Consider the following 24,375-nt stretch of genomic DNA (forward strand, 5'->3'; position numbering starts at 1 on the left):
CACCGGGCGGTCCGAGGCGTGAGGACGGGAGACGCGTATGGGTACGGCGAGGATCGCGGTCGTGACGAGCCAGGGCGGTGCCGACCAGGACGCGGATCTCCCGCTGATCCTGGCGGCGTTGCGCGCCGCGGGCCTGTCCGCGCAGGCGGTGGCCTGGGACGCGGACGCGCCGGGATGGGACGGCTACGACCTCGCGGTCATCCGTTCGACCTGGGACTACGCGGACCGGCTGGCGCAGTTCCTGGCCTGGGCGGACGCGACGGCCAAGGTCACCCGGCTGTGGAATCCGGCGCCGCTGGTGCGCTGGAACAGCGACAAGCGCTATCTGCTGGAGCTTGCCGAGCGCGGAGTCCCGGTCGTACCGACCAGAGTCCTCGAACCGGGCGGGCCCTGCGACGCGGCGGACTTCGACGGGCCGCACGGGGTGGTGGTCAAGCCGGCCGTCTCCTCGGGCGCACGGGACACCGCGCGCTACGAGCCCGGCCGCCGGGCCGACGCCGAGCGCCACGCGCGGATGCTGCTGGAGCAGGGCCGCACCACGATCGTCCAGCCGTACCTGCCGCTGGTGGAGGAGGGGGAGCGGGCGCTGATCTTCTTCGGCGGTACCTTCAGCCACGCGATCCGCAAGGAGGCCCTGCTGACGGAGGCGGGGCTGATCGACAACTTCAGGGTGCCGCACCCCGGTGCCGCCCCCTACCGGCCGTCGGAGGCGGAGCTTCGTACGGCACGGGCGGCGCTGGCCGCGGTTCCCGCCCCGGGCGACCTCCTGTTCGCCCGGGTGGACCTGGCGTTGAACGGGGCCAGGGAACCCGTGGTCATGGAGCTGGAACTCATCGAGCCGAACCTGTTCCTGAGCATCAACCCGCAGGGGCTGGAGCGCTTCGCCGAGGCGGTCGCCGCCGCGGTGGCCACGGGCCGGTAGACACGGCGCAGGGGGTGCCGTGCCGTTCGGGCCGGGCCCGATCGACAAGACACCCCCTGGCGCTCCGGCCCCCCGTGACCGGGGCTTCGGGAACTCGCCCGGACCTGGGCTAGTTGAGACGGTCGAGCCGCATGCGCCGGCGGCGGCGGAGCAGGAGACCCACGGCCGCGCCCGCCACGGCGGTCACGGCCACACCCGCCGTCGTCCACCAGACGGCGTACCCCTCGGTGTCGGCGGCCGGTTCCGCGGCCTGCGCCGTGGAGGCGGCCGGAGCCGCGGCGGGGGAGGCCGCCGAGGACACGGGCGCGGCGGACGACGGGGCGGGAGCCGCCGCGGAGGCGACCGGGGCCGGAGCGACCGGAGCCGGGTCCACCACGGGTACGCCCACTTCGAGTTCGCCGTGCCCCAGGGCCGGGAAGCCCACGTCGACGCTGACCTTCCACGAACCCGGCGGCAGCGCCTCGGCCGTGGTCCAGCCCGCCGGCGCCGCGGCGGGATCGCGCACCAGGCGCCAGGGCCCCATGGTGCGGGAGCCGTCGACGCTGACCGCGTTCACGGTCGCGGCGACGGTCTCGTCCACCGCGTCCCCGTCGTTCTCCCAGGTGACGTCGGCGGTGACGTGACCCTCCCGTTGCCCGGTCACCACCACCTTCACGGTGTCACCGTGGGCGTGGGCCGCGGTGGGGAGCAGGAACATGAGGCCGAGTGCGGCCAGGGCGGCCGAGAAAACGATTCGTATGCGCATCGTCGGGGTGCTCCGGTCAAGATGAGGGGTACCGGCGGACGGCCGCTCGGTGCGGCCCTCCGCCGGGGTGGGTTCACGCCGTCAGGGCGTCAGGCTGTGCTGCGCCATGACGGTGATCAGCCGGACTTCTGCAGGGTCCAGGCCTGCGTCGCGCGGCCGTCGGCACGCTGGAGGTCGAGCAGCCAGTACCCGTAGTAGGGGCGGTTGCTGACGGTGAGGGCGAAGCCGCCGCTCGCGTCCGTCACGGTCACCGCGCCACCTCGGGACGTCAGCTTCCAGGCCTGCGCGCCGTTGCCGTTGCCACAGGGCTGCTGTGCGACCCACATGCCCGCGGCGGGGGTGCCGCCCGGCTGGAGGCACTTGCCGGAGGCCGCGGACTTGATCCGCACCTGACCGTTGCCCGCGTCGTCGAAGTACCACTGCTGCTGGGCGTACCCGTTGGTGCGGCCGCCCACGAGGACGGTGCCGTCGGCGGTGCGGCCGCCCCACAGCTCCGCGGCCATGCCACTGCTGCCGTTGCCGAGCACGTACTTGGCGCCCGGGGTGGTGGTGCCGCCACCCGCTCCCGTCGTACGGAAGGACGCGGCCTTGCCGGGTCCGCTGTCACGGCCGGAGCTGTCGCGGACCGAGACGGTGACCTTGTAGGCGGTGTTGGGCTGCAGGTTGTAGATGCGGAGCACCTGGGACTGGACCCATGTCAGGTGCTTGCCGTTGAGCTGCACCGCGTACCAGGAGGCGCCGTCGACCTTGGGCCAGCTCACGACGACCGAGTCGGACTGGATCTGGCCCGCCGTCACGGCCGGTCCGCCGGAGGGCTTCTTGGTCGGCGTCGGCGAGGGCTTCTTGGTGGGCGTCGGGGAGGGGTTCGGACCCGGGTCCGTGCCGCCACCGCCGCCCTTGCTCTTCATCAGGAACTGGTTGTCCGCGATGTTCCAGTGCGTGGCCAGGTAGCTTCCGGCCTTGGGACTGGTGTGGAAGTAGTCGTCGTGGTTGCAGTCCAGGATGTTCTCGGCAGCCTGGTTGGTGCAGACATTGCGCATCTGCGGGTAGTACGGGGTGTCCGAGTAGCACATGACGTCGTACTCGTCGGTGCAGTGCGCGCCACGGCTGGTGTTCGGGGCGCTGTTGTTGACCGCGCCCAGGTTGTGTCCGAGTTCGTGCGCGGCGGTGTGCCCGCCCCAGCAGCCGGAGTCGGTACGCCCGTAGGAGGGACCGAAGTTGCTCTGGTTGGCCTGGCCGGGCCGCTCGTCGCCCGCGAAGGTGCCGATGCCGCAGTAGACCTGGGTGTCGGCGAAGATCATGTACTTGCGGTCGCGACGGTCGAGGCCCTTGCCGGCGAGCGCGTTGTTGGTCGCGCTGAACTCGGCGAGAGCCGAGGCCGGGAGCTCGATGTTGAGCACGGTGGGGGTGCAGTCGGAGGCCGTCACATAGCGGATGTGACGTACTCCGCCGGTCTCCTGGGCGCTCGCCGAGTAGATGAGGTCGGCGTCGGCGGCCCACTTGCGGAACGAGGCGACGTACTCGGAGTAGCGGTCCTTGCCCGGTGCGTGGACGTAGACGACCTGCACGCGGTTGCCGGTGCTGCCGTCGCCGTCGCACTGGACGGTCTGACCGGCGGGGCCGGCGGCGACGTTCTGGCCGCCGGCCGCGGCGCCGGCCGCGGGTTCGGGTGCGGAGGCCTTGGTGGCCGTCGACGCGTCGGCCGCGGGCGCGTCCTGAGGACGCCCGCCGCCTTCCTTGCTCGCCGGGTCATCGGCCGCGGGGCGGGCCGGATCGGCCGCCGGAGCCGTCTCCTTGACGGCGGGCTCGATGTCCTTCGTGATGTCGACGCCCTTGGGCGGGGCGTCGGGGCCGTGGGTGCACAGCCCGGTGTCGGTGCGGTAGACACCCACGCACCGGTCGCCCTTCGGCGCGGCCTGGAGGCCGTCGTAGATCATGCCGCTCGCGGTCTCGTTGGCGGGCGCGGCGGCGATCGGATCCGGCTCCTGGTCACGGGCCGGTGCGGCGGCCGGTGCTTCGGCGGCGGCCTCCACCACGGGAGCCGTCGCCTGGGCGCCGTCGCCGATCCCGGAGTACGCGATGCCTGCGGCTATCAGCCCCGCCGCTGCCGTGGCGGCGGTGACGAGTATCAACCGCCGGGGTTTGCGGCGGTGGTCGGCGGCGGCAGGCCGTCTGCGACGTCCTGTCATGGGCACCTCAAATCATTGTCGGAAGACTGGGTGCGCGGAAGCCTGCCAGACGAATGCGGAGGAGAATTCGGACAAACGGGGGCGCGCCCCGAGAAATCATTCCGTTACCTGTCGGTCTGATTTGACGAACAGTCAACTCGCAATGAAATAAGGAGAGTTACGCGCGTCGCGCCCCAATGGTCCAGTCCTTTCCGGATGGGTTGTTATCAAATCGAGATATGAACCGGAGGCTTGTTGACGGGAATTCAGTCAGGAATTCATCTAATTGCTACCTGCTGAATTCCCTCGGTCACGACCCGTGAGGTGCGGCGGCCGCGGCGCGTGCCGGAGCGCCGCGGAAGGCGGTTCGGGGCCGGGGAGTTCGTCCGGGAGGGCTCGTCGGGCACCGCGACCCGGTGCCGGCGGATCGCGATCGCGCGGGCCGCGGCCTGCCTGGCCGCCGTCGCCGTCGCCCACGGAGACGGCCCCGGAGCCGAGCATCGGTCAAGAGTGGGCAGGGCGTGGTCAGACCGACCGTGCGGCGGTGGCCGCCGTCTCGCCGAGCTCGGCCCGCAGCCGCCGCCCGCGCTGGTCCCCTCCCGAGACGCGGTGCAAGCCGTACGCGCCAGGCTTGCGCGCCTCGTCGGCCAGGTGCTTGACGGTGCCCTTGCAGACAAGCTCCTTGACCTTCGCCCCGGTCCGGCCGGCGATGTGGAACCACAGCGCCACGTCGTTCTTGTGGGCGAACTGGAAGATGCCGGCGCGTCGGCCCAGGCTGATGCACTGTCCGGCGAACACCTGGTTCAGGGTCGAGGGCTGCTCGCCGTCGATCCGGCTGAGCACCGTGTCGGCGGCCCGCGCGCCCAGCGGCATCGCGGCCTGGCAGCTCATCCGCAGCGGCAGGTCCGACGGCGCCGCCGAGTCGCCCGCCGCGACGACGCGTACGTCGTCCACGCTCGTCAGCGTCTCGTCCGTGAGTAGGCGGCCCAGGGCGTCCGTGCTCAGACCGCTGCGCACGGCCAGGTCCGGCACGCCGAAGCCGGCGGTCCAGATGGTCACCTCGCTCGGCACCTCGCGGCCGTCACCGAGCTCCACCGCATCCCGGGTCACCGCAGTCACCCTCGTCCCGGGGCCGTCCAGCACGGTCACCCCGAGCCCGGCCAGCCGCCCGGCGACCGAGCGGCGGCCCCGGCCGTGCAGGTAGGGGCCGAGCACCCCACCGCAGACCAGGGTCACGCGGCGGCCCTGCTCCGCCAGCTCGGCGGCGGCCTCGATCCCCGTCGGCCCCGCCCCGACCACCGTCACCGCCGCCGTGGGGGCCGCTGCGTCGAGGACCGGCCGCAGCCGCTGCGCCTCCTCCAGGGTGGTGATCGGGTAGGCGAACTCGGCGGCCCCGGGCACGCGCGGGTCGGCGCTGCCACTGCCCACCGCGTAGACGAGGTAGTCGTAGCCGAGCGCGGCGCCGGTCCCCAGCGCCACGCTGCGCTCCGGGGCGTTGATCCGCGTCACCGTGTCCACGACCAGCCGGACGCCCTCGGCCAGGACCTCGCGGTACTCGACGACCGCGTCGTCGGTCCCGGCCGCCAGCTGGTGCAGGCGGATCCGCTCGACGAACGTCGCACGCGGGTTGATCAGGGTCACCCTCACGCCGCCGCGCTGCGTCAGGCGGTTGGCCGCCATGACACCTGCGTATCCGCCGCCGATCACGACCACTTCGGTGTGCTGCGTCATGGTGTTTCTCCTTCTTCTTGACGGGTTCGACATCAAGACACCGCACGGTCCCGGGTTGTGACGGGGTGTGAGGCGGATCACTCCACAGGGCGGCCCGATGGCGGCTCAGCCGTCGAGGACGCTCAGGTCGATGCGTGCCAGGCGCTCGGGGTCGGTGAGGATGTCGAGCGCGGTGATCCTGCCGTCCCGGATGGTGAACGCCATGACCGACAGCGCCCGGCCCTCCGCCATCGCGACCACCCCGGGGACCCCGTTGACCAGCGCCGCGTGAGCCGCCTCGGCGAACCGCGCGAAGGTGATCGCCTGCGAGGCGACCTCGGCCGCGCCGCGCCGCAGCAGCGTGGGACGCAGCGTGCCGCCGTCGGAGCGGGCCACCACATCGGGGTCGAGGACCGCGACGAGCGCGTCGAAGTCCCCGCCGCGCGAGGCGGCGAGGAAGGCGTCGACGATGCCGCGCAGGCGGGCCCGGTCGGGGTCCGGAGCCGGCGCCGCGCCCTGGACGCGGCGCCGGGCCCGGCTCGCGAGCTGCCGGGTCGTGGCGGCGGAACGCCCGAGCACGGGGGCGATCTCGTCGAAGGGCACGGCGAACAGGTCGTGCAGGACGAAGGCCAGCCGCTCGGCGGGGGCGAGCGTGTCCAGGACGATCATCAGGGCGATGCCAACCGAGTCGGCCAGCAGGATCTCCTGCTCGGGGTCGAGCCCGTCCGCGCGGCTGACGATCGGGTCGGGAAGGCGGACCTGCCCGTCCTGGTCGTGCAGCGGATCCTCGCGCCGCGTGCCGCGCGAGCGCAGCATGTCCAGACACACCCGGCCGACCACGGTGGTCAGCCAGCCGCCCAGGTTCTCCACCGCGGCCGTGTCGGAGCGGTTGAGCTTGAACCAGGCCTCCTGTACGGCGTCCTCCGCCTCACTGAGCGAGCCCAGCATCCGGTAGGCCACCGCCCGCAGGTGGGAGCGGTGCTCTTCGAAGCGCTGCGCCAGAACTTCCTTCTCGCTCACCCGTCACATCCCCGTGTTCCGATCCGTCAGTGCCGAGTCGGACCATAACCCGGACCGCGCAACGGGCGTCGCCTGCCCAGGGGTTGGGGAGCCGGCGGCCTCATCCGCGGCAGCGGTCTCGCCTACCAGTCGGCCCGGGCCGCCTTCTTGAGGTGCCGGTAGAGGCGGCTGCGGTCGGTGTAGAGCTCGTGGCGGTCCGACGGGACGAAGGCTCCGCCGATCGCCATGGCAGGGGTTCCCAGGACGGGTGACGTACGGAGCACCTCGTCGGCGGCCTCGACGAACTCCCGGTGTTTCGTCTCCAGCACCGCCGCGTCGAACTCCGGGCCGCGCAGGCCCGGAATCATGATGGCCATGCCCAGCAACAGGTCCCGGGTGAAGCCCCCGGACTTCCGCACCCTGCTCTGTTGGCGGTACAGCAGGTCGTGGTAGTCGGCGAACCTGTTCTGATCGAGCGCGGCGCGCAGGGCGTTCGCCGCGAACTTCGATCCCGGGCCGAGGAAGGACCCCAGCGTGAACTGCAGCTGCAGTGCGCCGTTGCGGGCCGCGCGCTTCAGGTACGGGGCGGTCCCCTCCGTCTCGAACTCGGCGCAGGCCGGGCAGCTCATGTCCTCGTACAGCCGGACGGCGAGGGGTGCGCCGGGGTCGCCGAGCACGATGGTGGTGCCGTCGGCGGCCAGGGATTCCGGGGCGGCGGGCAGATGCGCGCTCGCCGAGACGTCGAGCGGGTCGCCGCTTCCGTCGTTCCTGCTGCGGCAGGCGCCGACGGACGCCGAGGCGGTGAGGGCCGCCGCCGCGACCAGGAAGCCACGTCGGGATCCGACCTGCATGTATGCCCTCTCCCCGTGATCGACAGGGAGACAGTACGTGGTCGGCGGCCCCGGCGCGCACCGGTATTCTCCGCCCGCCGACCGGCCGTCAGCGGACCCCCGCCGCGGCTTCGAGGAACTGGCGCAGGTCGATGACCTCGTAGCCCTCGGCCAGGGCGGCGTCGACGATCAGAGGAAGGGCCTCGGCGTCGAGGACGACGCCGGAACCGTTGCTGCCGACGTGCATCTGGATGATCGCCCCGGGAGCGAAGGCGTCCACGGCCCGTTTGACGGCCTTGTCCACACTCATGCCGCCCTGCGGGCCGAGGTAGCCGTTCGTGTCGGCGCTGAACTCGATCGCCGCGTAGCCCAGGTCGTTGACGTCGGTGATGGACTCCGGGGTGGTGGAACTGTAGGGGAACCGGAAGAACGGCAGGGGCTCGGTCCCGGACGCCGCCCGGATGGCCGCGTCGGCCCCGCGTACCTCGTCCGCCCGCTCGGTGGTGCTGAGGTCGTCGAAGTAGGGGTGGCTGTACGAGTGGTTGCCGAGGCCGTGCCCCGCGTCCGCGATGGAGCGCACCGCCGCGGGGTGTGCCTCGGCGAACGTGCCGGTCGGGAAGAAGGTCGCGGGCAGCTTTCGCCGGCGCAGTTCGGCCAGCACCGTGTCGATCCCGTCGACGTCCCAGGCGGCGTTGAAGGTGAGGGCCAGGACCTTCCGGGAGGTGGGCAGCCGGCGGATCTCGTCGCCCAGCAGCGCCGCCGGCGGGCGGGGACCGGCGGCGGCCCGGGCGGTGCGCCCCGGCCCGGGCGCGGCCGCGGCCGGGGAGGAGGGCCCGGACCCGGCGAGCCCCGCGAACCCCGCGCACAGCAGGCCCGCCAGGGCGGAGCGTCGTTCCACATCCACCACGGTCGGTCACTCCCTACGGTCACGGCCTTCGGCTCCGGCCTGCCACCGAGTGTGCGACGGAGCGGGCCGCAGTACCCGCAGCCCGTGCCGGGGCACCCGGGTGATCTCCCGCAGCCGCCACCTACGACGGGCGCCGCCGCAGGTGCGTCGTGAGGTGGTGCTGCAGGGGCTGTCCCACGGCGGCCATGTCGTGGACGACCGTCATCTCGCCGTCCCCGACCGTGTAGTGCCGCCGTGTGCCGGTGACCTCCTTGGCGAGCGGGGTCAGCGCCACGTCCTTGGTCTCGATCTCGAACTCCGCACCGGACACCCGCCCGACGTACGTCTCCACGATGCCCGTCGGGTGGGCGAGCACGACCTCCAGCGCGGCGTCGGGAGTCACCCGCCACCACCCGGCCTCACGGCCCGCCGGCCGCACCGGCGCCCCGGACCCGTCGATCAGCCACGCGCGTGCCTCGTAGCGCAGGAAGGGGCGGCCGTCGTGGCTGAAGGTGATCTCCTGCTCGTAGCGGAAGTCCTTCTCAAGGGTCGGGTACTCGCCCTGCCCCCGGCCGTGCCAGCGTCCCAGCAGGGGCAGTACGGGCCGCAGCAGCGGGTGCGGCTCGGGGCCCTCGCCGAGGACGTGGCTGTCAGGGTAGGGATTTTCCTGCACCGGCTCGAACATGTTCACCTTGTCTGTCTGCGAGTACCGCCGAATCCCGCAGCTTAGAGGCTGCGCACCCCCTGTGCCCGGGACTCGTTCGCCATGCCCCACCCCCATGTGCCGGACCAGCCCGTTCAGCGGCCGTCGCAGCCTGTGGCGTGGAACAAGAGGAAGACGGTCGTTCCCGCGGTCAGGGTGAAGCCGGCCGCGGTCAGGGCGGCGCGGCCCCGACGACCACCCCGCACGTCTCGTCAGAAGCGGAACACGCCGAGGTCTCGCACCGTGTCGGCCAGGGCGCGGACGAGGTCGTTCTCGGCTTCGGTCCGCCAGACCAGGACGAAGTGCAGGGCGGCCATGTCGGGGAGGGGAAGCCATCGGATGTTCGGCATGCCCCAGTGCCTGGTGACATGGCCGGGGAAGGTGTGGATGATCTCGCCCATGCCGACGTGGTTGATCAGTTGATCGGCGTTGTCCGAGGCCGCGGATGTGATGCGCTCGATCGGGCGGCCTCGTGGGGTGTGGAAGGGCAGGTAGCTGTCCTCCCAGTAGTCCGGCAGGCCGTGGGCAGTGCCGTGCGGGAAGTCGGCGAGCAGCTCCAGTGGTACCGAGTCCCGCCCCGCGAGCCGGTGGTCGGCGGCGACGGCGAGGATCCGCGAGTCGGTGCACAGGACCGGCCCGACGGTGAAGTCCGGTTCCTCCACCGGCAACCAGGCGACCACGACGTCCATCGCACCGTTGCGGAGCTGGCCGAACACATCGGTGAAGGTCGCCTGACGGACCCGCAGTCCCCAGTGCGGATACCGTGCGCGGAACGCCTTCCAATAGGGGTGCAGATCGACGACGTTGAAGGGCATCAGGCTGACGCGGAGCTGTGCGGTGATGCCGCGGGCCGCCAGCTGGGCGCGTTCCAGGGATTCGTGCAGGCCCGCGTAGACCGGTTGCAGATCGTCGCGGAACTGGCGGCCGACCTCCGTCAGGCGCACCGTGCGGCTGGTACGGGCGAACAGCTCGGCGCCGATGCGCCGTTCCTGCTTCTTGATGGCCTGGCTGACGCGCGCCTGGGAGACGTGCAGCCGCTGTGCGGTCCGGCCGAAATGCAGCTCCTCGGCCAGCACCAGGAAGATCTCGATGTCCCGCAGCTCCACCGGCCCACGGCCCTTCGTCGATAACCTGGCGGTTATCGAACCGCGCACAAGTGTTCCTTGATCATACGCGCGGGCCGGAAGATCTTTGAGGCATGCAGTCACGCGTGCACAAACCCCCGTGCGTACGGTCGGACGCGATGAGGTACCCCGTCGGCGCCTTCGTCCCGTCATCGGCGCGTCGTGCCTTCAGCCACGTCAGGGCAGTGACCGGTGAGCACGCCGGAACGCTTTCGATCCGCTCATGAGGGACGCCATCGACCTGACCGAGATGTACGCGATGCACGACGCCCTGCGCCGGGAACTGGCCCATCTGGACCGGCTCACCACCGCCGCGGACCATGACCCGGGGCAGGTGCTGGCCACGACTGCCGGATGGACGCTGTTCAAGAAGGCTCTCCATGCCCACCACACGGCCGAGGACGACGCGCTGTGGCCGTCGCTGCGGCGGAACCTGGCCGACCGGCCGAAGGACCTGGCGCTGCTGGAGGTCATGGAGGCCGAACACGCCGCCATCGCCACGGTGATCCGGGCCATCGACGGCGCGCTGACCGACCCCGGCGCCGACTCGCTGCGGCTGGGCCAGCTCGCCGACGCGCTGACCCGCGGCCTGGCAGGCCACCTCGCGCACGAGGAGGGAACGGTGCTCCCGCTCGTTCAGCGGGTGCTGACGGCCGAGGAGTGGGGCGACTTCAGCCGGGTCCAGGCCCGGTACATCGACCAGGACGCACCGCTGCTGCTGCCGTGGCTGCTGGACGGCGCCGACGAACCGACGGCGGCGAGGCTCCTCGCCCGGCTGCCCGCACCCGCCTACGCCGCCTGCACCGCCCGGTGGATCCCGGCGTACGCCGATCTGGACCGCTGGAGTCCGGGCACCACGGTCTGACGCGGCCTCATCACGTACGACCGCCTCGACCACGAAAGCCGGGGCCTGCGGCATGACCGGGGTCGTGCAGACGAATCCAGAAATCAGGATCTACGGAAATGAGAATCACCACATGCGTGTGCTGTTGATGGCGTACGGATCGCGCGGGGACATCGAGCCGATGGCGGGACTCGGGGTGCAGCTGCGGGCGCTCGGCGCGGACGTACGGGTGTGCGCGCCACCGGACTTCGCGGACTTCCTCGACGGCGTCGGCCTGCCGCTGGTGCCGATCGGCTCGCCGGTGCGTGAGATCGTGAAGGGGGCGGTGACCGGCAAGACGCCGATGCCGGCGGCGGGACTGCCCGAGCGCGCGGCCGCGCTGCTCGCCATGACGTACGAAGCGGTCGCCCCGGCGGCCGAGGGGTGTGACGTGATGGTGGCGACCGGCCTGCTCCCGGCCGCGGCCGGTGCGCGGCTGGCAGCCGAGAAGCTGGGTATCCCCTACACGTTCGTGGCCTACTTCCCGACCTATCTGCCGTCGCCGCACCACGCCCCGTTCGAGCGGCCGGGCCGGCCGTTCCCGCCGGAAGTGACCGACAACCAGGCGCTGTGGGACCTGGACATCGAGAACATGAACGTACTCTTCGGCGTGGGGCTCAACACCCACCGGGCGTCGATCGGCCTGCCCCCGGTGGACCACTTCCGCGACTACGTCCTCACCGACCGGCCGTGGCTGGCCGCGGACCCGGTCCTGAGCCCGTGGCAGGAGCCGGCGGACCTCGAAGTGGTGCAGACCGGCGCGTGGATACGGCCGGACGAACGCCCGCTCCCGGCCGATCTGGTGGCGTTCCTGGATGCCGGCACGCCACCGGTGTACGTGGGCTTCGGCAGCATTCCCGTGCGCAACGCCGAGGACGTCGCCCAGGCCGCGATCGAAGCGGTCCGCGCGCAGGGTCGCCGCGTACTCGTCGGGCGTGGCTGGGCGGACCTGGCCCTGATCGACGACGGGGACGACTGCTTCGCCGTCGGCGAGGTCAACCAGCAGGCACTGTTCCGCCGGGTGGCCGCCGTCGTGCACCACGGCGGCGCGGGCACCACGACGACGGCCGCCCGGGCCGGCGCCCCGCAGGTGGTGGTACCCCAGCTGGCGGACCAGCCGTACTGGGCCGGCCGCGTGGCCGAACTGGGCATCGGCGTGGCCCACGACGGCCCGGTTCCGACCGTCCAGTCCCTGTCGGCCGCGCTCAGGACAGCCCTGGACCCGGAAGTCGGCAGCCGGGCGAAGGCCGTGGCCGCCGCGATCAGCACCGATGGCACGGCGGTGGCCGCGAAGCTGCTCCTCGACGCGGGGCACACCGCGCCGATGAGCCGCGAGCAGATCTCCGCGATCGCCCATGCCGACCACCCGATCAAGTCTCCGCTCGCCGACGACTCGGTCAGCCGGCTGCTCGAACACGGCCTCCCGCGGGGCGACGAGCGCGTGCTCGACCTCGGATGCGGCACGGCGGAATGGCTTCTGCGCGCCCTGGCGACGCGCCCGCACCTGCACGCCGAGGGCGTCGACGTGTCCGAAGTCTCCCTGACGCAGGCCCGCCGGGCAGCGGGCGAACGCGGGGTGGACGAGCGGCTGGTCCTCCACCGTCAGGAGGCCGCGGACTTCGTCTCCCCGCAGCCGTTCGATCTCGTGATCAGCGTCGGGGCCGCGCATGCCTTCGGCGGGCTTCTCCCCACCCTCGCCGCGGCCCGCGAACACCTGGCTCCCGGGGGCCGCGTGCTGATCGGCGAGTCGTTCTGGGACCGCGCCCCTTCGCCTGAGGCCGTCGAGATGTTCGGTGAACTCGCCGACCTGGCGACCACGGTGGACCACGTCGTCGCCGACGGATGGACCCCTGTCCACGCCCATGTCAGCACCCGAAGCGAGCTGGACGCCTACGAGTGGGCCTGCTGGGGCTCGCTGGCCGCATGGGCCCTGGACCACCCTGACGATCCGGGGTCCGCACAGGCGCTGGAGACGGCCGACGCCGCGCGTTCGGAGTGGCTGCACGGGTACCGGGACAGCTTCGGCTTCCTCTGCCTGGTCCTGCGCCGAACCTCGGAATGATCGCGGAGGGCGGCCGGCAAGGCCGGCAAGGCCATGCGTCGAGCAGGGCCCGGCGCGGATGATCTCCCGCTCGGCGCTGCACATTCTCGGACATCGAGAGGATGTACCGTTCGGCGGATCCCCGGCCTGGTTCGCCCAGGAGGCCGCCCCGCCCCCGGCGAACGGGGACGGGGCGGCCGGGTGGCCGGGTGGCCGTCGGACGGTCGTCCGGCGGCCACCCGGCCGGTCTCAACGGACCTGCAGGGTCCCCGCGACCGAGGCCGGGACCGGTGCGAGACCGGCCGGCCGGGTGGTGAAGGTGCCCCGCCCCTGCGTCCGGCCGCGCAGCCGGGACGCGTAGCCGAACAGCTCGGCCAGCGGCACGGCCGCCGTGACCACGGCGGTCCCGGCCTCGGCCGTGGAACCGGAGACCCGGCCGCGGCGGGCCGCGAGATCACCCAGAACGCCCCCGACACCGTCCTCCGGAACCGTCACCGTGACCTCGGCGAGCGGTTCCAGGACCTCCATCGTGCTCAGGCGCAGGGCCTCGCGCAGCCCGAACCGGCCCGCCGCGCGGAACGCCATCTCCGAGGAGTCCTTGGAGTGGGTCGCCCCGTCGGTGAGCGTGACCCGCAGCCCCGTCACCGGGAACCCGCCGAGGGGGCCCTCGGCGAGCGCGTCCCGGCAGCCGGCTTCCACGGCGCGCGCGTACTCCTGCGGGACCCGTCCGCCGACGACCGTCGACCGGAACTCGAAGCAGGGCTCCTCCAGCGGCTCGACGTCGAGGACGACGTGGGCGAACTGGCCCGCACCACCGTCCTGTTTGACGTGCCGGTGGACGAGGCCGCTGACCCCGCGCACGACGGTCTCCCGGTAGGAGACCTGCGGCCGGCCGACGACGACCTCCACCCCGTGACCGCTGCGGATCTTCTCCACCGCGACCTCCAGGTGCAGCTCGCCCATGCCCGACAGTACGGTCTGGCCGCTCTCCGGGTCGGACCGCACCACCAGCGACGGGTCCTCCTCGGCGAGCCGGGCGAGCGCCGCCGAGAGCCGGCCCGTGTCGCTGCCCCGCCGGGCCTCGACCGCGACCGACACCACCGGCTCGGCCACCGAAGGCGGTTCGAGGACCAGCGGGGCGCCCGGCGCGCACAGGGTCGTGCCCGCCCGGGCGGCCTTCAGCCCGATCACCGCGACGATGTCGCCGGCCACCGCCTCCTCCCGTTCCTCGTGCCGGTCGGCCTGGACCCGCAGGATCCGGCCGACCCGCTCCGTACGGCCCGTGGCCGCGTCCAGTACCGTCGCGCCCTTGCGCAGGGTGCCCGCGTAGACCCGCAGGTACGTGAGCCGCCCGGTCGCCGTGGCCGTCACCTTGAAGGCGAGCGCGGTGAACGGCTCCGCCGGGTCGGGGGCGCGCTCCTGCTCCGCGCCGTCCTTCACCAGCCCCCGTACCGGAGGCATGTCGGAAGGCGACGGCAGGTACGCGAGGACCGCGTCCAGCAGCGGCTCGATCCCGCGGTTGCGGTATGCCGATCCGCACAGCACCACGACACCGTCCCCGCGCAGCGTCAGCTCCCGCAAGGCGCGGACCAGGGTCCGATCCGTCAGGGCCGATGCCGAGCAGAACTCCTCCAGGGCGTCGGCGTGCAGCTCCGCCACCGTCTCCTCCAGGAGCCGGCGGCGCCGGGCCGCCTCCTCCCGCAGCGGCTCGGGGACCGGGCCCTCCTGGTAGCCGTCGGATCCGGACCGCCAGTGCAGCGAGCGCATCGCCAGCAGGTCGACGACGCCGGAGAACGAGCCCTCCGTTCCGATGGGCAGCTGTACCACCAGCGGAACGACCCCCAGGCGCTCGCGGATCGACGCGACCGCCGTGTCGAGGTCGGCGCCCGCCCGGTCCAGCTTGTTGACGAACGCGATCCGCGGCACACCGTGCCGGTCGGCCTGCCGCCACACCGTCTCGCTCTGCGGCTCGACCCCGGCGACGGCGTCGAACACCGCGACCGCCCCGTCCAGCACCCGCAGGGAACGTTCGACCTCGTCGGAGAAGTCGACGTGACCCGGGGTGTCGATCAGGTTGACGCGATGACCGCCCCAGGCGCAGCTCACGGCCGCGGCGAAGATGGTGATGCCGCGATCGCGTTCCTGGGGGTCGTAGTCGGTGACGGTGGTGCCGTGGTGGACCTCGCCGCGCTGGTGGATGGCACCGGTCGCGAAGAGGATCCGTTCGGTGATGGTGGTCTTGCCGGCGTCGACGTGGGCGAGGATGCCCAGGTTGCGGACGGCGGCGGGGAAAGTCGTGGTGCGGGGCTGCCTGTTGGCGCGCATGGCCCGAGGCCTTTCGAGTGTGCTGAGGAAGAGGGCGGCGCGATTCCCCGCATTCGCCCCGGCCCGTCCGGGCAGCCGCAGCGCAGAGCGGCGTCGCCGACCCGTCCGGAACGAGTCCGGACAGGAGGACGTACGGGCCCACGGGCATACGGGTGTACGGAAGGCAGGAGGGGACGGAACCCTAGAAGTGGGTCACGGGCATACGGTGACGGCCGCGCAGCCGGCACCGCCCGCTGCGAGACACGGGGATCACGTCGTACCGGGTCGGGGGAGCGAAGGCGGCGGTGCGGTACGTGCACATGGCGCGGCTCCCCTTCTCTTCACTCGGCATCAGGCGCGCGGTGCCCTGTCGGCAGCGCGTACGGCGAGTCTAGTGATCGCGTCCTGCCGGGGCACCGGGTTTTCCCGCGCCGTCCACGGGCGGGCGAGAGCAGCGATGTCGGACGAGGCGTGTACTGTGAGTGACGTACTGCTACTGAAAGTGATCGCTCGGTTGCGTCCGTGGGAGTCGTCGTGTCGATGCTGCTGATCAGAGGGTCGTTCCGGGTGAACGGCGGAGCCAAGCCGGACGGGGACACCATCCCCTTCATCCCGGACAACGTGGCGGACTGGAAACTCGTGCCGGGGTGCACCGGGGTCCTGCCCAAGGCGGACGGCCGTGCCTCCGTACGCCTGGAGGGCATCGACGCACTGGAGACCCACTACACCAACGGCAGCTACGGGCCGGAGCGGCACCAGCCGCTCAAGTTCGCGCACCAGGCCGCCGATGCCCTGCTGACCTGGCTCCGCTTCACCAGCATCCAGCGGCACGACGACGAGACGGTCACCACCACCCCCGACAAGGTGCCCGGCTACATCCTCACCAGCGGCACCGACATGTTCGGCCGCTGCGTGGCCCTGGTCGGCCGAGGCACCCCGCCCGCGTACAGCGGCTATCGGATCGACGTCGACAAGGAGAAGCTGGAGCGGACCGCCAATCACCACCTGCTCTCGCTCGGCCTGGCCTACCCGACCTTCTACGAGGGCCTGCCCGTGGACCTGCGGGACGCTCTCAAGGCGGTGGCCCTGGAGGCGAAGGAGAGCACGCCGCCGAAGGGGCTGTGGGCGAAGGACGTGACCGTCGAGGGGGCGGAGATCGACGGCATCTCCTCGATCACGGACAACGACACGGGCGTGGTGATCCTCCCCAAGCTGTTCCGCCGGCTGAAGGACTACTTCGACTTCGACCCGGAGAACTGCTCGCTGGGCGGTTTCCCCGCCTTCCTGGCCGGGGGCGGGGACAAGTTCCGCATCCTGCCCGGCGACGAGGTCCTCACCGGTCTGCACCGGGTGGTCGAGATCACGGACGATCAGATCCTGCGGATGACCCACCCCAGCGAGGACATCCTCTTCGTGGACGGGTGAGCGGAGGCCGCCCCGGACACCCCGGACACCCCGCCCCGTCAGGGCCGGGGCGTCGTCGGCAGGCGCAGCACCAGCCGCGCGCCGGCGGCTCCGCCCGCGCCGCCCTCGGCCGTGAGCGTTCCGCCGTGGTGGGTGCTCAGATCGCGGGCGATGGCGAGCCCCAGTCCGGCTCCGCCGTGGTCGCGGCTGCGCGAGTCGTCGAGGCGCGTGAAGCGCTCGAAGATCCGCTCCCGGTCGGCCGCCGGGATACCGGGGCCGTCGTCGGCGACCTCCAGCACGGCGGTGCCCGGCCGCGTCCCGTGTGTCGTCCGCAGGGTGACGTCCACGCGCCCGTCCGCGTAGCGCTGCGCGTTGTCGACGAGGTTGGTCACGATACGGCCGAGCCACAGCGCGCCGGCGGTGACCTCGACATCGGGTTCCAGCCGCAGCCGTACGGGGACACGGTCGCCGAGCCGGCCCTCCACCACCTCGCGCACCAAGGCGGTCAGGTCCAGCGGGGCGACGGCCACCGGCTGGGCCGCGTCGATCCGGGCGAGCAGCAGCAGGTCCGCCGTGAGGTGCTGGAGCCGTTCGATGTCCTCCAGGGCCCCGGAGATCAGCTCGGGCCACAGCTCCGGGTCCTGGACGGCCAGCGCCACCTCCAGCTGGGTGCGCAGGACGGTGATGGGGCTGCGCAGTTCGTGGGAGGCGTCGGCGATGAACTGCTGCTGGCGGATCCCGGAGGCCTCCAGCCGGTCGAGGGTGGCGTTCATGGTCTCGGCCAGCCGGGCGACCTCGTCGTCGGTGGCGGGCACCGGCACCCGGCGGTGCAGGCCGCGGTCGGAGATCTCGGCGACCTCGGCCCGGATCTCCTCCACCGGGCGCAGCGCATGGCCGGTGACGCGCCAGGTCACCAGGGCGACGGTGGCCAGCAGCAGGGGCATGCCGATGACGAGAGCGGCGGTGGTCGTGTCGTCGGCCGCGTCCGCGTCCCGCAGGGAGGCGCCGGCGTAGACGGTGGCCATGCCCTCCGGGGTCTGCGTGACGACCTGGACGACCCGCTGCCGGTACTCGCCGTCCAGCGGGCGGACCCGCCACGTGTGGAACCGGGTTCCCGGAGCGCCCGGACCGGGCGGCGGGAAGGCGGGCACCCCGGCCAGGTTCGGGCTGGCGAACAGGACGCGACCGTCGGCGCCCACCACCTGGACGAAGTCGATGCCGCGGGCCGGCGGCCGGACGCGGCCCAGCTTCCCGGTGGCGGCGAGCTGCGCCACCGTCTCGGCCTGGCGCCGGGCGTCGTTCTCCGCGTTGCGGAGCAGGTTCGCCTCCAGCAGCCCGAGCAGGGCGAACGAGGCGAGCGCCAGGGCCACGGCCACCACCGCACTGGCGCCCACGGTCGCCCGCGCCCGTACCGTGGTCGGCCACAGCCGCCGCAGCACCGGCCACCGGCGCAGGATCGCGCCCGGGACCGCCTGCAGGGCGGCGCGCACGCGCTCGCGCAGGCCAGGACGCCCGGCCTCGGCCTCAGCCACCGTCGGCCGCCAGCCGGTATCCCGCTCCGCGCACGGTCTCCACCGCGGCGCGGCCGAACGGCGCGTCTATCTTGCGGCGGACGGCGCTGACGTGGACCTCGACCACATTGGGATCGCCGTCGAAAGCGCTGTCCCACACCTGTTCCAGGATGTCCCGCTTGGGCACCACCTCGCCGGAGCGCCGGGCCAGGCACTCCAGGACGGCGAACTCCCGCGCCGTCAGCCGGATCTCCGCGCCTCCGCGGGAGCAGGAGTGCCGGGCGGGGTCGAGCAGCAGGTCGCCGAACCGCATCACCTGGGGCCGCCGACGGCCCGTACGCCGTCCGAGCGCCCGCAGCCTGGCGACCAGGACGAGGTAGGAGAACGGTTTGGACAGGAAGTCGTCGGCGCCGGTGTCGAGCGCCTCCGCCTCGTCGTACTCGCCGTCTTTCGCCGTGAGCATCAAGATCCCCGACTCGTTGCCGGCCGCGCGCAGCTTCGCGCACACCCGGTACCCGTTCAGCCCGGGCAGCATGATGTCCAGCACGATGAGGTCGTAGTCGTGCTCCGTGGCCATCCACAGGCCCTGGGTCCCGTCGTGGGCCACATCCACCGAGAACCCCTCCGACTGCAGCCCTCGCTGCAGGGCCACGGCGAGCCGCCGTTCGTCCTCCACCACCAGTACGCGCATGCCGGACAGGATCTCAGGACCGTCCCGCCGTTGGCTGAAGAGGTCTTCAGGTGGCTTCAGCGGGGCTTCAGCTTCCGCTCAGCATGCTCTGGAACGAGCCGCGCACCGCGCCCGGTTGTCCTGAGGAGTTCCTGTATGTCTGATTCTGTCCCGCCCTCCGAGCAGGCCGAGCCCGCCGCCGTGACCGCCCCGGTGACCGCTCCCGAGGCCGAGGCCCGCAAGTCCGCGGCCCTGGGCCGCCTCGTCCCCGGTGGCAAGCGCGCCCGCTGGGTGGCGGCCGGTGCCGTCGCGGTGGTCGTCGTCGGCGGAGTGACGGCGGTGGCCGCGGCCGGACACCACGACCACCACATGCGCGTCGAGCGGGGCCCGCACCTCGCCTGGGCCGGACCGGGGCCCGAGGGCGGCCTCCGGGGCGGCCCGCACGCCGCTGAACCGCGGCACGAACGCGAGCAGGGCGAGCCCGGCCGCCCCGCGGGCCCCAAGGCGCCCGGGGAGCAGGACCGTCCCGGAGGCGCCGGCGGGCGCGGGGGCCTCGACAAGAGCGCCCCGGCGCCCGCGCCCATCCCCTCCCTGGCCATCGGCGAGGCGGCCGAGAAGGCCGCCGCGGCCGTGCCGGGCGGGAAGGTCGCGGGGCTGCGCGCGGTCGCCCAGGAGGGCGGCGGCAGCGCCTGGCTGGCCGTGGTCATCGGGTCCGACGGCGTCCGGCACGCGGTCACCGTGTCCGGCACGGACGGCACGATCACCAGCAACACCACCAAGGACCACTAGCGACCACCAAGGGCCAAGGCCTACGGGGTCATGGCCCGGCCCCCGATACCGGGGGCCCCGCCGAGCTGGCCCCGCCACCAGGCCTCCATCGCCTCGCCGTCCATGCCCGCCCAGGCCGGGGTCCGCTCGACCTGGGCGCGGCCCAGCCGGCGGGCCAGCGCGACCAGCTCCCGTCCGGCGGCGCCGCGGGTCTCCTCGTAGCCGTGCAGCAGTTCCTCGAACGACCCGCAGCGGCGCCAGCCGTCGGCGAGGGCGGTGGCGTCCTGGAGCGCCTTGGCGGCGCCGCTCGTGTTGTGCGGGCGTACGACGCTCGCCGCGTCCCCCGCGAGCAGCAGCCGGCCGGCGGCGGTCCGCGAGGTCTCCATGTCGTAGATCGGCTGGACGAAGGTGTCCGCCGGGTCGGTCAGCGCGAGCGCCCGCGCCCAGTACGGCGGGAACTCGCGATCGAGCAGCGCCGCCAGATGCCCCGCCAGCGCGGGAGTGAGGCCGCCCGGCGGGAAGCTCGTCGGATCGCCCTGGCGCAGCTGCCCGTCCTGCGGCGGAGAGCCGTAGAGCACCCAGTTCACCCGCGGTCCGTCCGGCCCGGGAATGCGGTAGATGACGCAGGAACCGCCCGGGAAGCAGACCGTGGTACCCGCCTCCGGCACCGAGTCGGCGACGCTGCCGAGGCCCGCGAGCAGCGCCGCGTCGAAGTTGCCGCGCCAGCACACGTAACCGGCGTACTGCGGCCGGGAGTCCGGGCAGAGCGCCGAACGCACCACCGACCGGTACCCGTCGGCACCGACCACCAGGTCGTACCGCTCGATCGACCCGCCCGCGAGCCGCACCTCGACGCCCGCGTCCCCGGTCTCCCCGACCCCCGTCACCGCCTCCCCCTGCCGGTAGACCACCGCGTCCGGCACGGACTCCCGAAGGCCCTGCCAGAGCAGGCCCCAGTGGTAGGAGTGGAAGGGGAACGGCTGCTCCCAGATCACCCGGCCGCCCGCCCCGTGGGCATCGTCGCGGACCACCCAGCGGCGCCGCTCCAGCGGATGCGCGGCGATCCCGCCGGGCAGCGCGCCGCTCGCGCCGAGCTCGGCGGCCCGTTCGTTGTGGATGCACAGGCCGACGCCCCGGTCCTGCAGCCGCCCGCGCGTCCGCTCCAGCACCACCACCTCACCGGCGCCCGCCCGCGCCGCCGCCGTCGCGACGGCGCACCCCGCGATGCTCCCGCCGACCACCGCGATCGTTCCGCCCCGCATAACCGCCTCCGCCTCCTGTCGATGCACACCACATGTCGTGCCCCTCACGGGGCCGGTCACTCCACCGACGACCGCGTCGCCGGGGGAGTGGGCCGCACGGAACCCTGGAGGGCCAGTGCGGTGAGTACGACCAGCGAGTCCGTCCAGCCCAGGGGCGCCACGGCGGACGGCAGCCCGGCCCCGTTCACCGTTTCGGGGAGTTCGCCCAGCCCGTTGCGCTTGGACAGCACCCAGTCGAGCACCCTGCCGGCCTTCGCCGGCTCACCGGTACCGGCCCAGGCGAGGGCGAAGAAGGAGGTGCTGGCCGTCCACGCGTACGAACCCCAGCTGAAGGAGGGGTCGTTGCCGGGCGAGACCCCGCCGTTCGGCAGCAGCAGCGCCCGGTAGGTGGAGTCCAGCGCCTCGCCGAGACCGGCCGGGGCGGCGTTGAACGGGGGCGCCATGAACGCCACCGCGCTGTCCCGGCCGTGCTTGCCGTCCACCGTCCGCTGGTACCCCAGCGGGGCGAAGGAGACGGCGATCGCGGCGGACAGCCGCCGGGCCGCCTCCCCCCAGCGCTCCGCGTCCGCGCCCATGCCCAGCCGCCCGGCCAGGTCGGCCGCGGAGTTGAGCCCGGCCAGCAGGGGTGCGGCGGTACCGATGTTGGCCGTCTCCGTGTCCAGCTCCCAGTAGTCCGGGGACGCCGGAGGCAGGCCGTCCGGCCCCAGGGAGCGGGCGGCGTGGTCGGCGGCCTTGCGCACCATCGGGTAGAGCTCGCGCAGCCGTTCGTCCCGCCCGCCGGGCGGCGCCGCCTGGTACCACTGCCACGTGGCCCAGGGCACCCAGCCGTTGCCGTCCAGCTGCCACTTCCGCGCGTCCGGCGGCCCGCTGCCGTCCAGCACGGTACGGGCCTCCCAGGTCCCGTCGGCCCGCTGGGTGAGCGCGTCGTAGCCCAGGATCCGGTACGCCTCCTCGTCGTGCCCGGTGGCGGCGAAGGCGACCGCCGCGAACGCCCCGTCGCGGGGCCAGGAATACTCCCACGGCGGCGCCCACGCCGCCGCGAACGCGCCGTTCGGCTTCAGCAGCGCCCGCATCGACAGCAGGGCGCGCTGCGACGCGGCCCGCTGCGCGGCGGTGGTCCCCGGCACCGTGCCCGCCGCCAGCCACGCGCGGCTCTCCTCGACCTGCGCCAGGGCACCCGGGTCGTCCGCCTCGACCACCGCCGACGCCGGGGCCCCGTCGGGCAGGTACCGCCACCGGCCCGACGGCAGGCGCAGCACATTGCTCCCGTCGACGTAGGAGGCGCCCACGGCGAAGGAGGGCAGGACGGCCTCGGTGGCGACCCGGTTGGTCAGCAGGCCCGAGGTACGGGCGGCGAGCGCCGAGGCCGGTACGTAGCAGGGCTCGGTCTCCCCGCAGCGCTCGCTGCCGGTGGGATTGACGTGGAAGGCGAGCCGGGAGCTGTAGGCGTGCCAGCCGCCCCAGTACGCCCTGTCGTAGTTCCAGCTGGTCAGCGAGCCGGGCACCGGCCGCGTGGTGCCGTACCAGGAGATCGGCCCGCTCTCCGCGGTGCTCGCCTGGAGGAACAGGTGGTACGTGGCGCCCGCGGTGACGGTGGCGTTCAGGGGGAACTCGACCCAGCCGGCGCCGGCGCCGCCGAGCGCCGCGAGGTCCAGGGTCGTCGAGGCGATCACCGAGTCCGCGTCCGCGCGGACCCGGCGGACCTGCGCGGTCACGGTGCCCGTCGTCGCCCCGCTGCCCAGCCAGACACTCACCCGGGAGAGCCGGGTGCCGTCCACCGTGAACTCCTGGGCCGCCGCGTTGTTCGTGGCCTTCACACTGAACAGCGCGCTCTCGTGGCCGGCCTGGCCCTCGTAGGGCGCGGCGGCCGCGGCGGGCGGGAGCGCGGCGGGCGCACCGGTGAGTGCCAGGCAGAGCACGGCGGGCAGCAAGGTCCTCGCGAACGCCATGGGTACAGCCCCTTCCTCCTCGACGGGCGCGCGGGGGCCAGGGGCCGGGGCGCCGAAAGCTGGACCCACCATGCAGGTACGGGGCACCGGGGAGGGGGGAGTCGGGACGTGTCCCACCGTATGGGGCCGCGACGGCATCCGATCGTGTGACAGAAACAGCGCAGGGGACCCGTTCGGGCGTGTGTCGGCGGAGGCGGCGCACGGCAGGCACGCCGGGGCGCGCGCGGGCGGACCGGGGCGCGCGGAGAAGCGGATGCGCTTCCTTCGGAAGATTTTCAGGGACCGGCTTGCACGATCGGGCGCACTTTCCGATGGGGTGGTGAATGGGAGCACCTCGTGCTCCACGGCTGCCGGTTCGGGGGCAGGCAGGCCGGTTGCTCGTGATCCATTTGAAAGGTTCCGCGCCGACGTGAATGTTGCCGAGACGGTCGCCCTCGCGCTGTTAGCCACCACTGCCCGCTATCGCGTGATCGATGTGTTCAGGGCGCCCATGCGCCTGCCGGGCGCGGGGGTACGGACGGGAACCGGCGGACCAGCCGCCGGCCACCGCCGTGCCGCTCCCCGCGCCCGTCACCATGAGGTCCCCGCCGCCCCGGTGCGCGGTGACGAACAGCTGTGGGGGAGCGTATGAGCGAAGGCGATTTCGATCCATCGGGGGACCAGGCGGTCTCCAGCGAACTGGCCGGCGTACTGCCGGTGGACTTCACCGCTTTCCACTCCCAACAGCACCGCGCCTATCTGCGCTACGCCCACCTGCAGCTGGGAAACCCCAAGGACGCCGAGGAAGTCGTCGACGACGTGTTCACCTTCCTGCTGAAGGTGTGGCGCCAGGCCCTGAAGGAGGCGAGCCTCCACGGCTTCGCGTGGGCGGTACTGCGCGAGCACGTCGAAAGGCGGCTGGCAGCCCTGGGCCGGCAGGTGGCGATGGTGGAGACGGCGTGGTTCGCAGCGCTGCGCCGCTCCTCCAGAGAGCGGCTGGAACTGCTGGAGTCGAAGCTCGGGCTGTACGCGGCGATCGCGGGCCTGTCCGAGCGGCAGTACGACGTGGTGCTGCTGGCCTTCCTCCTGGGCAACGACTCCGACACGGTCGCCCGGATGATGGGGATCACCCCCGCGACGGTCCGCTCGCACATCCGCGGCGCACGCCGAACCCTGTCCCGCAAGCTCGGGGTGGAATGGATCCCCGGAGAGGAGAAGGACCAGTGAGCGACATGCCCCGCCACCGCGACATGCCGCTGTGCGAACTGGACGCGGCCCTTGCGGACGCGACGGTACTCGCGGAGGAGTACGCCGGATACGACGAGGGCGCGGCCCGCCGTCGGATCGCCCGCCGGATCGTCGCCGACCGCGCCCGCTCGGCGACCGGCACCACCGGCCCCCCCGGTTCCGCGACCCCGCTGCCGCGGGGGCAGGCCACATCCGCATCCGCATCCGCATCCGCATCCGCATCTGCATCCACAGCCTCAGCAGCAGCCGACGACCTCGTCCTGGACGCC

19 protein-coding genes and 1 pseudogene are annotated in these 24,375 nt (G+C 73.0%); 7 read left to right on the forward strand and 13 right to left on the reverse strand.

Translation table 11 applies throughout. The annotated features are described in order from the left end of the window. The first annotated feature begins 37 nt into the window (after positions 1 to 37). The gene (locus ACFY0D_RS05115; RefSeq protein ID WP_390797034.1) at positions 38 to 922 is read left to right on the forward strand and encodes a RimK family alpha-L-glutamate ligase; all 885 of its coding nucleotides are present in this window, start codon (positions 38 to 40) and stop codon (positions 920 to 922) included. 109 nt (positions 923 to 1,031) lie between these two features. On the opposite strand, the gene ACFY0D_RS05120 is transcribed toward ACFY0D_RS05115, so the two are convergent. The 8 genes from ACFY0D_RS05120 to ACFY0D_RS05155 all read right to left on the reverse strand — a co-directional run bounded on the left by ACFY0D_RS05120 (position 1,032) and on the right by ACFY0D_RS05155 (position 10,069). Next, positions 1,032 to 1,667, reverse strand: coding sequence for a hypothetical protein (locus tag ACFY0D_RS05120; RefSeq protein ID WP_390797035.1), 636 nt, complete (start codon positions 1,665 to 1,667; stop codon positions 1,032 to 1,034). 116 nt (positions 1,668 to 1,783) lie between these two features. Then, positions 1,784 to 3,856: an RICIN domain-containing protein gene (locus ACFY0D_RS05125; protein ID WP_390797036.1), complete on the reverse strand. Its 2,073-nt coding sequence runs from the start codon at positions 3,854 to 3,856 to the stop codon at positions 1,784 to 1,786. Between the two features lie 504 nt (positions 3,857 to 4,360). After that, complete coding sequence (locus ACFY0D_RS05130; RefSeq protein ID WP_390797037.1) at positions 4,361 to 5,566, reverse strand: NAD(P)/FAD-dependent oxidoreductase; 1,206 nt, start codon at positions 5,564 to 5,566, stop codon at positions 4,361 to 4,363. A 105-nt stretch (positions 5,567 to 5,671) separates the two neighbouring features. After that, positions 5,672 to 6,565: a sigma-70 family RNA polymerase sigma factor gene (locus ACFY0D_RS05135; protein WP_390797038.1), complete on the reverse strand. Its 894-nt coding sequence runs from the start codon at positions 6,563 to 6,565 to the stop codon at positions 5,672 to 5,674. Between the two features lie 122 nt (positions 6,566 to 6,687). Further along, a complete protein-coding gene (locus ACFY0D_RS05140) occupies positions 6,688 to 7,395 on the reverse strand; it encodes a DsbA family protein (RefSeq protein WP_390797039.1) in 708 nt (235 codons plus the stop codon). An 88-nt stretch (positions 7,396 to 7,483) separates the two neighbouring features. Beyond that, positions 7,484 to 8,272, reverse strand: coding sequence for a polysaccharide deacetylase family protein (locus ACFY0D_RS05145; protein ID WP_390797040.1), 789 nt, complete (start codon positions 8,270 to 8,272; stop codon positions 7,484 to 7,486). 130 nt (positions 8,273 to 8,402) lie between these two features. Then, a complete protein-coding gene (locus tag ACFY0D_RS05150; RefSeq protein WP_390797041.1) occupies positions 8,403 to 8,945 on the reverse strand; it encodes an FABP family protein in 543 nt (180 codons plus the stop codon). A gap of 230 nt (positions 8,946 to 9,175) precedes the next feature. Further along, positions 9,176 to 10,069 (reverse strand): LysR family transcriptional regulator, encoded by an 894-nt coding sequence (locus ACFY0D_RS05155; RefSeq protein ID WP_390797042.1) that lies wholly within the window; start codon positions 10,067 to 10,069, stop codon positions 9,176 to 9,178. Between the two features lie 241 nt (positions 10,070 to 10,310). On the opposite strand from ACFY0D_RS05155, the gene ACFY0D_RS05160 reads away from it, so the two are divergent. From ACFY0D_RS05160 to ACFY0D_RS05170, 3 genes and pseudogenes are all read left to right on the forward strand, one after another. Beyond that, positions 10,311 to 10,952, forward strand: coding sequence for a hemerythrin domain-containing protein (locus ACFY0D_RS05160; protein WP_390797043.1), 642 nt, complete (start codon positions 10,311 to 10,313; stop codon positions 10,950 to 10,952). A 112-nt stretch (positions 10,953 to 11,064) separates the two neighbouring features. Next, positions 11,065 to 12,276 (forward strand): annotated as a pseudogene (locus tag ACFY0D_RS05165) (glycosyltransferase); the annotation flags it as partial. Between the two features lie 18 nt (positions 12,277 to 12,294). Next, positions 12,295 to 13,032 (forward strand): SAM-dependent methyltransferase, encoded by a 738-nt coding sequence (locus ACFY0D_RS05170; protein WP_390797403.1) that lies wholly within the window; start codon positions 12,295 to 12,297, stop codon positions 13,030 to 13,032. Between the two features lie 228 nt (positions 13,033 to 13,260). On the opposite strand, the gene fusA is transcribed toward ACFY0D_RS05170, so the two are convergent. Further along, entirely contained in the window at positions 13,261 to 15,336 is a 2,076-nt protein-coding gene (gene fusA / locus ACFY0D_RS05175; RefSeq protein WP_390797044.1) for an elongation factor G, read from the reverse strand. Between the two features lie 519 nt (positions 15,337 to 15,855). On the opposite strand from fusA, the gene ACFY0D_RS05180 reads away from it, so the two are divergent. Continuing rightward, positions 15,856 to 16,740, forward strand: a complete 885-nt coding sequence (locus ACFY0D_RS05180; protein WP_390797404.1) for a thermonuclease family protein — start codon at positions 15,856 to 15,858, stop codon at positions 16,738 to 16,740. A 38-nt stretch (positions 16,741 to 16,778) separates the two neighbouring features. Here the strand turns inward: ACFY0D_RS05180 and ACFY0D_RS05185 are convergent, their stop codons facing one another. Both ACFY0D_RS05185 and ACFY0D_RS05190 read right to left on the reverse strand, forming a co-directional pair. After that, positions 16,779 to 18,155: a sensor histidine kinase gene (locus ACFY0D_RS05185; RefSeq protein ID WP_390797405.1), complete on the reverse strand. Its 1,377-nt coding sequence runs from the start codon at positions 18,153 to 18,155 to the stop codon at positions 16,779 to 16,781. A gap of 88 nt (positions 18,156 to 18,243) precedes the next feature. Further along, positions 18,244 to 18,921: a response regulator transcription factor gene (locus ACFY0D_RS05190; protein ID WP_390797045.1), complete on the reverse strand. Its 678-nt coding sequence runs from the start codon at positions 18,919 to 18,921 to the stop codon at positions 18,244 to 18,246. Positions 18,922 to 19,056: 135 nt separating this feature from the next. Here ACFY0D_RS05190 and ACFY0D_RS05195 point away from each other — a divergent pair, with 135 nt between their 5' ends. Continuing rightward, positions 19,057 to 19,689 carry a hypothetical protein gene (locus ACFY0D_RS05195; RefSeq protein WP_390797046.1) on the forward strand — a complete coding sequence of 211 codons (633 nt, stop codon included), beginning with the start codon at positions 19,057 to 19,059 and terminating at the stop codon, positions 19,687 to 19,689. 20 nt (positions 19,690 to 19,709) lie between these two features. On the opposite strand, the gene ACFY0D_RS05200 is transcribed toward ACFY0D_RS05195, so the two are convergent. Continuing rightward, positions 19,710 to 20,930, reverse strand: a complete 1,221-nt coding sequence (locus tag ACFY0D_RS05200; RefSeq protein ID WP_390797047.1) for an FAD-dependent monooxygenase — start codon at positions 20,928 to 20,930, stop codon at positions 19,710 to 19,712. 56 nt (positions 20,931 to 20,986) lie between these two features. Beyond that, a complete protein-coding gene (locus ACFY0D_RS05205) occupies positions 20,987 to 22,879 on the reverse strand; it encodes a hypothetical protein (RefSeq protein ID WP_390797048.1) in 1,893 nt (630 codons plus the stop codon). Positions 22,880 to 23,506: 627 nt separating this feature from the next. Between ACFY0D_RS05205 and ACFY0D_RS05210 the strand changes: the two genes are divergently transcribed. Further along, positions 23,507 to 24,085, forward strand: coding sequence for an RNA polymerase sigma factor (locus ACFY0D_RS05210; protein WP_301373819.1), 579 nt, complete (start codon positions 23,507 to 23,509; stop codon positions 24,083 to 24,085). Positions 24,086 to 24,375 lie beyond the last annotated feature (290 nt).

The sequence above is a fragment of the Streptomyces sp. NPDC001502 genome (assembly GCF_042894785.1).
Classification (GTDB): domain Bacteria; phylum Actinomycetota; class Actinomycetes; order Streptomycetales; family Streptomycetaceae; genus Streptomyces; species Streptomyces kutzneri.